This is a genomic window from Burkholderia sp. LMG 13014, from assembly GCF_905232215.1.
Taxonomy (GTDB): Bacteria; Pseudomonadota; Gammaproteobacteria; order Burkholderiales; family Burkholderiaceae; genus Burkholderia.
The window spans coordinates 1-13,096 of the sequence record NZ_CAJNKE010000008.1 but is presented as its reverse complement, the minus strand read 5'-3'; the positions used below and the strand labels follow the sequence as shown (position 1 = coordinate 13,096).

General features: G+C 67.3%; 9 protein-coding genes. 6 read left to right on the top strand and 3 right to left on the bottom strand.

Going from position 1 to position 13,096, the window contains the following annotated elements:
- Positions 1 to 160: 160 nt before the first annotated feature.
- Together JYJ84_RS02415 and JYJ84_RS02410 are read right to left on the bottom strand one after the other, a co-directional pair.
- Complete coding sequence (locus tag JYJ84_RS02415; RefSeq protein ID WP_122948461.1) at positions 161 to 1,609, bottom strand: catalase; 1,449 nt, start codon at positions 1,607 to 1,609, stop codon at positions 161 to 163.
- Between the two features lie 156 nt (positions 1,610 to 1,765).
- On the bottom strand, positions 1,766 to 4,492 hold the full coding sequence (locus JYJ84_RS02410; RefSeq protein ID WP_164462771.1) for a LuxR C-terminal-related transcriptional regulator: 2,727 nt from the start codon (positions 4,490 to 4,492) through the stop codon (positions 1,766 to 1,768).
- Positions 4,493 to 5,348: 856 nt separating this feature from the next.
- Between JYJ84_RS02410 and JYJ84_RS02405 the strand changes: the two genes are divergently transcribed.
- The 6 genes from JYJ84_RS02405 to JYJ84_RS02380 all read left to right on the top strand — a co-directional run bounded on the left by JYJ84_RS02405 (position 5,349) and on the right by JYJ84_RS02380 (position 12,166).
- A complete protein-coding gene (locus JYJ84_RS02405; protein ID WP_122948463.1) occupies positions 5,349 to 6,431 on the top strand; it encodes a porin in 1,083 nt (360 codons plus the stop codon).
- 178 nt (positions 6,432 to 6,609) lie between these two features.
- Entirely contained in the window at positions 6,610 to 7,044 is a 435-nt protein-coding gene (locus JYJ84_RS37590; protein WP_240201821.1) for a YtcA family lipoprotein, read from the top strand.
- A 14-nt stretch (positions 7,045 to 7,058) separates the two neighbouring features.
- Positions 7,059 to 8,114: a multidrug transporter subunit MdtN gene (gene mdtN / locus JYJ84_RS02395; RefSeq protein ID WP_122948464.1), complete on the top strand. Its 1,056-nt coding sequence runs from the start codon at positions 7,059 to 7,061 to the stop codon at positions 8,112 to 8,114.
- Between the two features lie 7 nt (positions 8,115 to 8,121).
- Positions 8,122 to 10,215, top strand: a complete 2,094-nt coding sequence (locus JYJ84_RS02390) for an FUSC family protein (protein WP_122948465.1) — start codon at positions 8,122 to 8,124, stop codon at positions 10,213 to 10,215.
- Positions 10,212 to 11,696 carry an MdtP family multidrug efflux transporter outer membrane subunit gene (locus tag JYJ84_RS02385; RefSeq protein ID WP_122948466.1) on the top strand — a complete coding sequence of 495 codons (1,485 nt, stop codon included), beginning with the start codon at positions 10,212 to 10,214 and terminating at the stop codon, positions 11,694 to 11,696. The genes JYJ84_RS02390 and JYJ84_RS02385 overlap by 4 nt, the downstream gene beginning before the upstream one ends.
- A complete protein-coding gene (locus JYJ84_RS02380) occupies positions 11,696 to 12,166 on the top strand; it encodes a MarR family winged helix-turn-helix transcriptional regulator (protein WP_122948467.1) in 471 nt (156 codons plus the stop codon). The genes JYJ84_RS02385 and JYJ84_RS02380 overlap by 1 nt, the downstream gene beginning before the upstream one ends.
- A 308-nt stretch (positions 12,167 to 12,474) precedes the next feature.
- Here JYJ84_RS02380 and JYJ84_RS02375 read toward each other — a convergent pair.
- The coding region (locus JYJ84_RS02375) for a membrane integrity-associated transporter subunit PqiC (RefSeq protein WP_205189112.1) at positions 12,475 to 13,096 on the bottom strand (622 nt) is incomplete at its 5' end.

Here is a 13,096-nt window from a genome sequence, read left to right as displayed (position 1 = left end):
CCATTGCTCCCTTGAATAAAACGCGTCGGCATCGTTGCCGGTGCGGTATCGCGCGAACCCTTGCCGGATTGGCGGGATCCGCCAGCTCGATCGATCGTGGCCACGCACCGTCGAGTGCGCCCCCGTGGACGCGAGCCGCACGGGGGCGAGCGCGGAGGATTTACAGCTTGCCGGCCTTCAGCGCGTCCAGTGCGGCCTTGACGCCGGCACCGTACGCAGGATCGGCCTGGGTGCAGTGCTCGATGTGCTTGTCGATGATGGGTTGCGATACGCCGTGGATGTTGCGCGCCGTATTCGCGAACAGCAGCTGCTGCTTTTCAGTCGTCATCAAGCGGAACAGATCGCCCGGCTGCGTGAAGTAGTCGTCATCGTCTTCACGGAAATTCCAGTGATTGGCATCGCCGTAGAGCTTTTCGACGGGCTCGGCGAACGCCGGTTGCTCCTGCCATTCGTTGCGGGTGTTGGGCTCGTAGCCGATGGTGCGGCCGTAGTTGCCGTCCACGCGCATCGCGCCGTCGCGATGGAACGCGTGATACGGGCACTTCGGTGCATTGACGGGGATCTGGTGATGGTTCACGCCCAGGCGGTAGCGCGCCGCGTCGGCATACGCGAACAGGCGCGACTGCAGCATGCGATCCGGCGACGGGCCGATGCCGGGCACGAGGTTGGACGGCGCGAACGACGCCTGTTCGACATCGGCGAAATAGTTGTCGGGGTTGCGGTTGAGCTCCATCACGCCGACCTCGATCAGCGGGAAGTCCTTCTTGCTCCACACCTTGGTCAGGTCGAACGGGTGGAAACGGTAGGTCTGCGCCTGTGCTTCGGTCATGATCTGCACGCACAGCGTCCACTTCGGGAAGTCGCCGCGATCGATGGCTTCGAGCAGGTCGCGCTGGCTGCTTTCGCGATCCTTCGCCACGACGGCTGCCGCCTCGTCGTCACTCAGGTTCTCGATGCCCTGCTGGCAGATCCAGTGGAACTTCACGTAATGACGCGCGCCTGCGGCATTGATGAGGCTGTACGTGTGCGAACCGAAGCCGTGCATGTGACGGTAGCCGCGCGGAATGCCGCGATCGCTCATGACGATGGTGATCTGGTGCAGGGCTTCCGGAAGCCCCGTCCAGAAATCCCAGTTGTTCTCGGCGCTGCGCAGGTTGGTGTACGGATCGCGCTTGACGGCGTGGTTCAGGTCTGGGAACTTGAGCGGGTCGCGGAAGAAGAACACGGGCGTGTTGTTGCCCACCAGGTCCCAGTTGCCTTCCTCGGTGTACATCTTCACCGCGAAGCCGCGGATGTCGCGTTCGGCGTCGGCCGCGCCGCGCTCGCCGGCCACGGTCGAGAAGCGGGCGAACAGGTCGGTCTTCTTGCCGACCTGCGAAAACACCTTGGCGCGGGTGTACTGCGTGATGTCGCCGGTCACGGTAAAGATCCCGAACGCACCCGAGCCCTTCGCGTGCATGCGGCGTTCCGGGATGACTTCACGATGGAAGTGCGCCAGTTTCTCCATGTGCCACAGGTCCTGCAGCAGCATGGGGCCGCGAGGGCCGGCGGTCTGCACGTCCTGGTTGTCGGCAACGGGTGCGCCGGCGGCGGTGGTGAGTTTATTCATCGATGAACTCCTTCCTGGGGGATGAAGCCGAACGGCGCGAACGCTGTTCAGCGGCTGGGTGTCGAACGTCGCCGCTCCGGACGAGCAACGTCGATTCGCTCTCTTATGCCGGGTGGGATAACCTGATCGTCAGGAATACGATACGTTGCGTTTGTTTCAGGAATTGGCTTCCCTGGCTTTGCCGCGCTCGGCCGGTGTCACGCCGAGCGCGCTCTGGACGGCCTCGAAGCGCGAGCCGACCTTGAGCTTCTCGAAGATGTTCTTCAAATGCCACTTGATGGTCTCGGGGGCGACGCACAGCGCCCGTCCGATTTCCTTGTTCGACATGCCGCGGGCAATGTGATTGAGGATCTCGATCTCGCGCGTGCTGAGCAGGTTCCGGGCGTCGCGCGCGTCGCCGTCGTCGGCCGGGGCGCGATGCGCATCGAACGCGGCGAGCAGCCGCTCCACGAAGGCCGGTTGAACGCCGCCGCGCTCGGACGTATCGCGGTTCCATGTCGTCAGCAGGCGCAGCACGGGTTCGCCTTCATCGACGAAGCTGCCGATCATGCCGTTCGGCTGCGCATAGCGCAGCGCGTCCGTCAGCGCGGCCGACGCCGCCTCATGCGCGTGTTCCTGCTGGAGCGCCACCGCGTACAACAGCGACATCCGTGCTTCCAGGTAGGTCATCCCGGCACGGGAGAGCGTGGTCCTCAACTCGCGCAGCCGTTCGGCCGCGCGGTCCGGCCGGCCTGTCGCGAGGTCGAGTCGTGCCTTGATCTCGCACCAGCTTGCCCACGTCTCGATGAAGCTGCCCATCGGCGTCGGGATCTGCTCCGGCATCAGCGCGTCCAGTGCGTCGGCGGCTTCCGTGGCGCGATCGACCCAGCCCTGCTGCAGACACAGCCGGACGATCTCCGCGTCGCACGAGGCGCGCATGCGCAGCCAGTGCCGGGAGGCGGCGATTTCGCTCGCTTGTTGCAGGCACAGCAGCGCGGACGCGATGTCGTCGTTGCGTGCATGAAGCCGCGCCGCGGTGCGGCAGTAGCTCGACAGGGAGCCGAGCGGGCAGGCTTCCGCCGTGATGGCCGAGCGGTCGTTGATCAGTTGCCGCGCGCGGGACAAATCGTTCTGCTCATAGCAGAGTGCCGCCAGGTAGCCCGCGGGAACCGCCGCCGCCGCCGAATGGCGGAACACGTTCGCCTCCGCATGCGCGATCGCCGATTCCAGCAGCGCGGCCGCTTCCGGCAGGCGGCCGTTCACCAGCAGGTTCAGCCCGAACATGCATTCGCGGTAGACGTTGGCGTAGATGAAGTCGTGATCGTCGGCCGGGACGGCGGCAGCGCCTTGCCTGAGCCGCTCGACTTCGTCGAAGCGGCTGTCGTAGATCAGGCCGAAGATGTGCGCCGTTTCCCCGAGCCGCCTGACCCATGCGGACGCGGGCAGCGACGAGAGGACGACTTCGCGCCCCAGCTCGAGCGACCGGTAGCTGTCGTCGTCGAAGCCGGAAATGGCCGCATCCACGGCAATCATCTCGATCGGCAGCGCCGTGTCGGGTTCGCCTTCCGTCCGTGTGCGATCGGCATGATGGCGCTCGAAGTCGGATTGCGCGTGCCGCAGCACGTCGCCGGCCTCCGGCATGCGCATCAGGAACGCGAGCGCCCATGCGTTCGCCAGTCGCAAGCGCAGCCGCGACTTCACCAGTTGACGCGGCAGCTTGCCGATCAGGCTCAACAACGTGTTGACGTCGCTGCGATCCATCAAGGCTGCCGCGCAGTTCTCGACCCAGATCGCGGCCTGCAGCGTGTCCCCGGCGGCGAGCGCGTGACGCACCGCGTCCGGCCATTGCCGCGCGTTCGCGAACCACTGGCTGGCGCGCTGGTGAAGTCGCGGCAATTCATCGGCCAGTTGCCGGGCGGCACGCCGCCGCAGCGCGTCGGACAGCAGCGCGTGATAGCGGAACCATTGCCGCTCGTCGTCGAGCGCGCGGATGAACAGGTTGTGACGCTCGAGCCAGTCGAGCTTTTCCCAACTGCGGGCGCCGGCGCCCATGATGGCGTCGCAGAGGCCGGGGCTCAGGTGATCGACGATCGATGTCCGCAGCAGGAACTGATACACGGGGCGCGGCAGGTGCGACAGGACGGCGTCGTCGAGATAGGCGTCGATGCCGAATCGATTGCCGGCGAGATCGCGCGCGACCTTGGTGGCGTCCGCTTCTTCCTTCAGCGACAACGATGCGAGCTGCAAGCCCGTGATCCATCCTTCGGTCGCGTCGGTCAGCATCTCGACGGCGCCGCGGTCGAGCGGCGCGGTGGCGGTACGCGCGAAGAACGCCTGTGCATCGTCCGCGGAGAAGCGCAGGTCCGATTCGTCGATCCGCAGAAGCTGGCCGTGAGTCCGGAGCTGGGCAAGCGCCAGCCTCGGCTCACCGCGCACGCCGAGCAGCACGTGGAAATTGGCCGGCGCGTAGCGCAACAGGCGCGACACCACCGCACATACCGGGGAAGACGTGAGCCGGTCGAAATCGTCGAGGATCAGAAAGACCTGCTTGCCGCACGCGGCGATCTCGTTGAGCAGCACGGAGATGACGGTCTTGCCGGGCGTCATCGGATCGTTGCGCAGCAGCTTTTCGGCCTGCTGACCGATGCCGCCCGTGCCGTGGTTCAACGCAGCCACGAGGTAGGCGCCGAGCTGGTCGGGATTGTCGTCGTCATGGTCGAGACTCAGCCACGCGACGAGCTGATGGCGGGTGCGGAGCACTTCGCACCATTCGGACAACGTCGTGGTCTTGCCGAACCCTGCCGGCGCAATCACCAGCGTGACCGCGTGCTCGGCCGCCGCGGCCAGCTTCTTCGACAGCGTCCGCCGCGCGACGCGGAACCGGGGCGGGCGCGGCGGCGCCATTTTTGTCTGTATCAGCGAGAGATTCCAACGAGGCTCATCGGATTCGGACGGCAAGTTCATGGGGGAGAGTCCGGAATGCACCACATCATGTTAATGATAGTCGCCACCACTGCGATGAGGGTTTTCCCACGGTAGGGGGGGAGTCGCATCGCGCCCCCCCGTCGCCACGCGCCGGCCTCCCCTTTGGAGGGGGGCACATCCACCGGGCCTGCTTTTAGTCTTGCATTCAGTTCACGTCGATCCGGCGCTGCGATACGGTCATCCTCGTTTCGCATGACATCGTGACCGACGTGCTTCGTCGAATCGAGCCCTACCGGAAGTATGTCAAGGAGTCCTTTGTGCCTACCGCATCGCCGATCGGTCAGACGTCATCGACCTGTACCTGCCTGCTGCCGATCACCCCTGCGGGCCCGACGAGGTTCGCCTCCTGACGCACGGGCGCCATCGTGCGCGGCGCCGCCCGTCGCGCGATGGCGCCCGCCTTTCCCTTCCTCAGCCGAGTGCGGCATCGGGCCGGATCGGCCTGCCATGGCCGCGGCCGCAACGTTGGCCCGCGCGGGTCGGCACGGGTCGGCGTGGGCGGTGACGGCTCGATCGCGTCGGTAGCGAATGCCGGATGGCCCGCGGCGATTGCCTGTCGCTCGACATGCAATGCCGTCGATGAAGGCCATGTGCGTCGTCGATCGCGTCGACGCATGTTCAGTTTCTGCCGGACGTGACGCGTCCGGATCGGGAAGCATCCGCGCGGCGCGAGAACCGGCCGTGACGGACCTGTTGTGACGTGTAGCGAAAGCGCCGATCGGCATCCAGCCGTGACGCGACATTGAAAATAACGATCTTGGGTTGGAGGATAGACATGAAATCGACATGGCGTCAGGGAACGCTCGGCCTGGCCATTGCTGCGTCGCTGGGCGCGACGTCCGGCATGGCGCATGCGCAAAGCAGCGTCACGCTCTACGGCGTGCTCGATGCCGCCGTGCTCTACACGAACAAGTCGCTGAATCCGGCGACCGGCGCGAACGCCGGCCACCAGTTCGCGATGGTCGACGGTGCCGCGTCGGCATCGCGATTCGGCTTGCGGGGCGTGGAGGATCTGGGCGGCGGGATGAAGGCCACGTTCGTCCTCGAGAGCGGCATCGACATCCCGAGCGGCGGATTCGGCAATTCGAACGGCAACATGTTCGGCCGCCAGGCGTGGATCGGGTTGAGCGGCGGCTTCGGGGCGGTCAAGGCCGGCCTGCAATACTCGCCGTTCGTGCTGTCGCTGATCGGCACCGATCCGCGCGACGTGGCGTATTTCGGCAGCGGTGCCGTCATCTATGTCGACAGCGTGCTGGTGACGGGGCTGTTCAACCAGAACGCGGTGTCGTATACGAGCCCGGACATCGCCGGCTTCCAGGGCAGCGCGATGTTCGGACTGGGCGGGAAGGCGGGCGATTTCCAGGCGGGGCGGCAGTATTCGGCGAGCCTCAAATACCAGCGAGGCGGATTCCTCGTCACGGCGGCGCTCTACAACGGCAACGCGGGCGGCACGGCGGGGACGCCGATTCCCAGCACCGTCCCGTTTACCGGCCGCACCATCGGCGCGGCATACAGTTTCGGCGACCTGACCGTCAAGGGTTCCTATGCGCTCTACAAGGTGAGCGGCGGGTTCGACAGCCGCGTGTACGGCGCCGGCGCAAGCTACACCATCACGCCTGCCGTCGAAGCCGATGCGGGCGCATGGGTGACGAGCGACGGCAACGATACCGGCAACCGCTCGGTGCTGACCGCGATCGGGCTGCGGTACTTCCTGTCGAAAGCGACGACGGTTTACGGGCAGGTCGGCGTGGTTCACAACCACGGCCTGATGAATACCGGGCTCGCGATCAACGGTGCGCTGCACGAGGGGCCCGGTACGACCGTCGGTACGGTGGTCGGCCTGCGTCATACGTTCTAGGCCGGCGCGCGCTGTCGGGGTGCCGAGGCCGCACCCCGGCGGCATGCTCGCGAGGCTCGACCGGCGGCACGGCGCCGGCCGGCGAAGCCCGGCATTGGAGATTTTCACAGTGTCGTTGTGCGATTTCACGATTCTCCGGCCGTGCCCCGCCCTCTAACATCGTGGATCGAGCCGCGCGGTGCCCGATCCCGGCCCGACAGGTGTTCCGCCAGGCGGCGGAACCCGCGTCCGGCTGTCGCGGCCACCCGCCCGCGCGTTCTCGCGCCCTGTTCGTTCAATCCATGAAGCCATTCGCCGGCATCCCGTCATGCCGTCCCTGCCCGTTGTCGTGAGTACCTTGCAGATGCGTTCGTCCATCGCCCTGACCATCGTTTCGATTGCGGCAAGCCTGTTGCTCGAAGGATGCGCGCCCGCGCCGTCGGTTGCCGTATTCGGCGCGGCTTTTCCGGATTGGCTGTTCTGCATCGTCGGCGGCGTGCTGGGCACCGTGGTCGTCCACGTCGCGCTGGGCAAGTGCGGCAAGCGCGATCTGCTCGCGCCGGTGGCGATCGGCTACCCCGCACTGTCCGCGGTGTTCGCGATGGCGTTCTGGCTGCTCTTCTTTCCTCACTGATCACGCGTACCGTTATGTCCGACGCTTCCGGCGCATCGCGCAAAAAGTCCATCGTTACCTGGCTCATCGTGGTGGCCGCGCTGGTGTTGCTCGGCGTCGTCCTGTGGCGGCTCGATCGTGCGCCGACGACCGACGACGCCTATGTCTATGCCGACACGATCAACGTCGTGCCGGAAGTGAACGGCAAGATCGTCGAGATGCCGGTACGCGACAACCAGCCGGTCAAGCGGGGCGACCTGCTGTTCCGGATCGACCCGCGGCCTTACCAGGACGCGCTGGATCAGGCGCGTGCCCGACGGGTCACGCTCGACAGGCAGATCGCCCTGACGCAGCGCTCGGTCAATGCGCAGCAGTACAACGCCGATTCCGTGAAGGCGGCGGTCGAGCGCTCGCGCGCGCAGGCCAACCAGGCGACGGATACGCTGCATCGCGTCGAGCCGCTGCTCGCGCACGGCTATACGTCGGCGGAAGATGTCGATCGGGCGCGTACCGCGCAACGGGCGGCGCAGGCGGAGCTGAACGCGGCGATGCTGCAGGCGCAGCAGGCGGCCGCGGCCGTGAGCGGCGTGGATGCGCTGGTGGCGCAGCGCGCGGAAGTCGATGCGCAGATCGCCCTCGCGGAGCTGAACCTCGAGTTCACCGAAGTGCGCGCACCGTTCGACGGCCGGGTGGCTGCGTTGCGCACGACGGTCGGCCAGTTCGCATCCGCGCTCAAGCCGGTCTTCACGCTGATCGATACGCGTCACTGGTATGTGATCGCCAATTTCCGCGAGACCGACCTGAAAGACGTGCGCGCGGGCATGCCGGCCACCGTCTACCTGATGAGCGACACGGGCCGGCGCTTCGACGGCACGATCGATTCGATCAGCTACGGGGTGTTGCCCGACGACGGCGGCGTGGTGCTGGAGGGCTTGCCGCGCGTGGCGCGCAGCATCAACTGGGTGCACGTGTCGCAGCGTTTCCCGGTGAAGATCGCGGTGCGGAACCCGGACCCCGAGACGTTCCGGATCGGCACCTCGGCGGTGGCCACGCTGCGGCCGGGCGCCGCCGTGCACGATGCGGCACGGTGAGCGTGACATGAGCGCCGGGCATCCCGCCGCGAGCCGCCTGCAGCGCTTCGCCCGCTTCATCGGCGGCGAAATCCGGCCGTACCCGGGGCGCCTGAACGTGACGCTGCGTTGCGTGCTCGCGAGCGCGCTCGTCATCGTCGCGTCGATGGCGTTGCAGGTGCCGCTGCTGGCGCTGTCGCTGATCGTCGTGTTTTACGTGACGCAGGCGAACGTGGTGGTGACGCGGCTGATCGGCGTGCTGTTCGTGATCGGCTCGACCGTGGCGGTCGGCAGCGCGATCCTGGTGCTCAAGTTCACCTACGACTATCCGTTGCTGCGGATTCTGCTCGCGAGCGTGCTGTTCCTGTTCAGCGTCTACATGATGCGGGTGGCGAAGATCGGGGTCGTGTTCTTCATCGTCGCGATCGTCGTCATTTACGTGCAGACGTTCGTCGATCGAACCGACCAGGCCGAACTGCTGGTGCGCACCACGTTGTGGGTGTGGGTCGCGGTCAACTACGCGATCGCGGTGACGCTCGCGATCAATACGCTGTTCCTGCCCGCGGAACCGGTGCGTCAGCTCGAGGCGGCCATGCGCGGCCAGCTGACGGCGATCGATGCGGCGCTGGCCCGGCTCGACCGTCGCGCATCGGCAGCCGGCGGGCCGGGCGCGCGAGACATCCAGGCCGGTGCGCTGACGCTCCAGAAGCTGCTGCGCTTTGCGACGATGCGGGATGCGTCGTATCGCGCGAATCAGGCGCTGCATCTCGCACGGGTGGCGACGGTGTCCCGCCTGTACGCGGCGGCCGGCCATCTGCAGGACGCCGCGGCCGGCACGACGGCAGACGCGATACGCGCACTGCGCGACGCATGCCGCGGTCTCGACGACGCGATCGAAACGGGCGCGCGATTCGTCGCGCCGCCGTCGCTGGTCGACTTGCCGACGGACGGCTTGCCCGGCGCGCTGGCGGAAATGCGCGACGCGTTGCTGGCGTTCGCGGATCGATCCGCCGCCCCGCCGGCCGCCCCGTCTCCGGCCGAGAAGGCGCGCCTGCTGGTTCCCGACGCGTTGACCAATCCCGCCTACGTGCAGTTCGCATTGAAGACGCTGATGGCCGCGCTGCTCAGCTACGTCTTCTATGTCGCGACCGATTGGCCCGGCATTCACACGATGATGCTGAGTTGCCTGATCGTTGCACAGCCGAGCCTCGGCGCCACGACCCAGCGGGCGGCGCTCCGGATCGGCGGCGCCGCGGTCGGCAGCGCACTGGCGCTCGCGATGGTCGTGTGGGTCGTGCCGCATCTCGACGATATCGTCGGCCTGTTGATGATGACGTTGCCGGTGGTGGCACTGGGCGCGTGGGTGTCCGCCGGGTCGGAACGCATCAGCTATGCCGGCACGCAGATCGTGTTTACGTTCGCGCTGGCCTTGCTGGAGAAATTCGGCCCGACCACCGACCTCACCGAAATCCGCGACCGGATGATCGGGATCCTGCTCGGTGTCGTCGTGTCGACGGTCGTCCATGCGTGCCTGTGGCCCGAGGCGGAAGGCGAAGCGCTGCGCCAGCGCGCCGCGCGGCTGCTGCGCCGGATCGGCGAGCATCTCCGTGCGGAGACGGTTCAGCCGGTGCCCGTCGGCCTCTGGAGCGAGCTGGGCGACAGCGAGGCGATGTCGGCGCGCGTCGCGCTTGAGCCGGGATGGCAGATGGCGGACGGCGAGCACGAAGGCCTGACCCTGCGCATGCAGGCGCTGCTGGCCCGGTCCCGGGAAATCCTGCTGGCGGTCAACGCGTTCGGCGCGGAGCGACGTGCGTCGTGGCCGGTGCGAACCGCGACCGCGGCAACCGCCTTCCAGCACGAGCTGGCCGCATGCCTCGACGGCTATGCGGACGCGCTGGCCGCGCATCCGCTGACGGTGAGCGCGCCGCCGCGCGCGTCGCTCGATGCGCTGGCCGAATGCTGCGCGGCGGATCTTGCGGCCGGGCCGACCGATGCCCTGCGGGCCGCGTACGACCGGCTGACGACCCGGGCTGAAAGCCTGGCCGGCCAGATCTCGGGCTTGCCCGCCTGGGCGCCGGAACCCGCCGGTCCAGTATTGACTTCTCGAGCTTCGCAAGCATGACTGATTCGTTGATTCGTCCCTTCCGTTCATCGTTGCGCCGTATCTCCGTCGCGGTGTTGCTGTGCGGCCTGTCCGCCTGTGCGTTGATCCGTCATGACGTGAAGCCGGCGGCGACGCTCGACGCCGAGCGCATCCGCTTGGCCGATGACATCCATCTGGCGAAGGACGGCTGGCCGTCGGCGCGCTGGTGGACGCGCTACGGCGATCCGCAACTGGACGCGCTGGTCGGGCGTGCGCTGGCCGATTCGCCGACGATGGCGATCGCGCGGACGCGCGTGTCGCAGGCCAAGGCCGACGTCGACCTCGTGAAATCGGGCACCGGCCTGCAGGTGGGGGCACTGGCCTCGGTGGACCGCGAGCGCGTGTCGGGCAACGGCTTCCTGGGCGCCTATTCAGGAAATGAACCGCTCATTGGCGCAACCGGGCCGTGGTACACGGAAGGCATCGTCGGTCTCGGCGCGAGCCTCGACATCGATATCTGGGGCAAGGCGCGCGCACAGGTGGCGGCTGCGCTGGGGGTGCACAACGCGCGGGTGGTCGAGACGTCTGCCGTCGAACTGGAGCTTTCCGCGGACGTGGTGCAGCTTTACTACGGTATCCAGACCACCTATCGGCTCATCGAGCTGCTGCAGCAGTTGCAGGACGTCGCGACGTTTTCGCTGAATGCGCACGCCGCGCGGGCGGCGCGGGGGCTCGAGCCGCAGACGCAGACCGAGGTCGCCCGCGCGCAGCAGCTGGCCACGGCACGGCAGATCGTGGCCGCCCGGGGGCGCATCACGCAACAGCGCGAAGCCCTGCGCGCGCTGATCGGCGCGGGGCCGGACGATCTCGCCGAGATCCGGCCCGTGCCGTTGCCGGCGCCGCCGTCCGCGTTGCCTGCGACACTGTCGTACGAACTGCTGGCGCGCCGCCCGGATCTGCAGGCGATGCGCTGGTACGTCGAAGCGTCGTTCGACAAGATCGACGCGGCGAAGGCCGCGTTCTATCCGAGCTTCGACATCAAGGCATTCTTCGGCGTCAATGCGTTGCATCTGGCCGACCTGTTCACGCATGCCAGCCAGCAGATCAACCTGGTGCCCGGCCTGACCCTGCCGATCTTCGACGGGGGGCGGCTCAACGCGAACCTCGGCAACGCCCGCACCGCGAGCAACCTGCTGATCCTGCAGTACAACCAGTCGGTGCTGAACGCCGTGCGCGACGTGGCGACGAGCGGCAACCGGCTGCAGGATCTCGACGCCGAGGCGGCCCTGCAAACCGAGAAGATCCGCGCGGTGACGTTCACCCAGGACAGCGCCGAGGCCCACTACCAGCGCGGGCTGGCGAGCCAGTTGACCGCGGTCGAGGCGAGGCAGGCCGTCATTCAGGAACGGATTGCGCTGCTCGACATCGACGGCCGGCGAATCGGCCAGGACATCGCGTTGGCGAAGGCGCTCGGCGGCGGCTACCGGTCGGACGCGCCTGTTGTCCTGAACCCGCGGTAATGCAGTACGTGCCCGACTCGCTCGCACGCTCCGGCCTGGGTGACGCATCGCGCGAGGCGGATGGATTTCGCACGATGCTGGGCGCGCAGCTCGCGATCAAGCACGTGCTGGACCAGACCATGCTGGCGGCGTTCGGTATCCGCTCCTCGCAGGGGCGTGCGCTGGTTCAGCTCGCACGCGGCGGCGCGATGTCGTGCCAGCGGCTCGCGAGCGTGCTCGGGTGCGGCACCAGCCGCCTCACGCGTCTGGCGCAGGATCTCGAACGTCGCGCGCTGATCGTGCGGTGCCGGGATGACCGGGATCGCCGGGCACTGGTGCTGACGCTCACGCCGGCAGGCATGGCCATCGCGGAGCGTGTCCCCGCCATCATCGCGGAAGCAGAGGCCGTCGCCATGGGGCCGTTGACGGTGGAGGAGCGGATGTTCCTCGCACGGCTTCTTCAGCGGATACTCGGCGAGCGCGACGCGTGACGCGTCGTTGTCGCCATCGTCACCCTCTCTCAATGCAGTGAAATCGGCCCGCCTCGATGCGCGCGTCGTCGATGTCGGAAGGCGCGCATGCGCGGCATGCGCTCGATTGCGCCTGTTGCCTGCCTGCATCGTTCGCAGACCTCGCTTGCTTCGGTTGAGCAGCCGGAGGTCGATCAGCCAATCTCTTCAATGAGTCGAGTCGGGACACGCAGCCTGGCGTTCGTCCACGGTCGTGCTCACGCGGCGCGATGCGCGGAACAGCCGCTTTTGCCGGCGCCGCCCCTGCGCCGGCGCGTTGCCGGCGGGCGTCATGACTGTTCGGGTGCGGCAGGGCAGCGCATGGCCGGCGACGCCGTATCGACGTTTTTGGCGATGCGCTGCGCGGTCGCCATTGCGCGTACCGTGCCGGCGATCTCCGTCGCAAGCTGGCCGATCGCCTGACGGTGCCCGGTCACGAGCGCGTCGTAGCCCGCCGTCACCGGCACGCTCGCGTGAGTGTGACAGGTCGTGACGCGCTGGCTGGAGAGCGAGCGCACGCTCCACACGGCATCGAGCACGGCACGCTGGCCAGGCCACGATTCGAACCGCTGTACGTCCACGCTTACCCGGTACACCGGTACGCCGGGCGGGTAGGCCGAATGGGCGACGTCGATCGTATCGAGCTGACGCGCCAGCGCCGACGAAAGCGCACTGCGAATCTCGTCGGCCGGCGCCGACGCCCAGCGTTCCTGCTCGAGCACATCGACTTGCCCGATGCTTTTCTGCACGACGAACTGATTCTTTGCAACCTGCTCGGGGACGCCGACGGCAGGTACCTGGATCAGGAAGGCCGGATTGGCCGACGCGGTGGGCGTGGCGGCCGATCCGTCGGCGGCGAGCGTGTAGAAGCGCAGTCTCATATACACATCAGACGCTCCCAACGAAAAGAGA

What these genes read in the sequence shown, in the direction of transcription:
- JYJ84_RS02415 (WP_122948461.1), bottom strand. Translation starts at nt 1,609, where the DNA reads ATGAATAAACTCACCACCGCCGCCGGCGCACCCGTTGCCGACAACCAG.
- JYJ84_RS02410 (WP_164462771.1), bottom strand. Translation starts at nt 4,492, where the DNA reads ATGGCGCCGCCGCGCCCGCCCCGGTTCCGCGTCGCGCGGCGGACGCTG.
- JYJ84_RS02405 (WP_122948463.1), top strand. Translation starts at nt 5,349, where the DNA reads ATGAAATCGACATGGCGTCAGGGAACGCTCGGCCTGGCCATTGCTGCG.
- mdtN (WP_122948464.1), top strand. Translation starts at nt 7,059, where the DNA reads ATGTCCGACGCTTCCGGCGCATCGCGCAAAAAGTCCATCGTTACCTGG.
- JYJ84_RS02390 (WP_122948465.1), top strand. Translation starts at nt 8,122, where the DNA reads ATGAGCGCCGGGCATCCCGCCGCGAGCCGCCTGCAGCGCTTCGCCCGC.
- JYJ84_RS02385 (WP_122948466.1), top strand. Translation starts at nt 10,212, where the DNA reads ATGACTGATTCGTTGATTCGTCCCTTCCGTTCATCGTTGCGCCGTATC.
- JYJ84_RS02380 (WP_122948467.1), top strand. Translation starts at nt 11,696, where the DNA reads ATGCAGTACGTGCCCGACTCGCTCGCACGCTCCGGCCTGGGTGACGCA.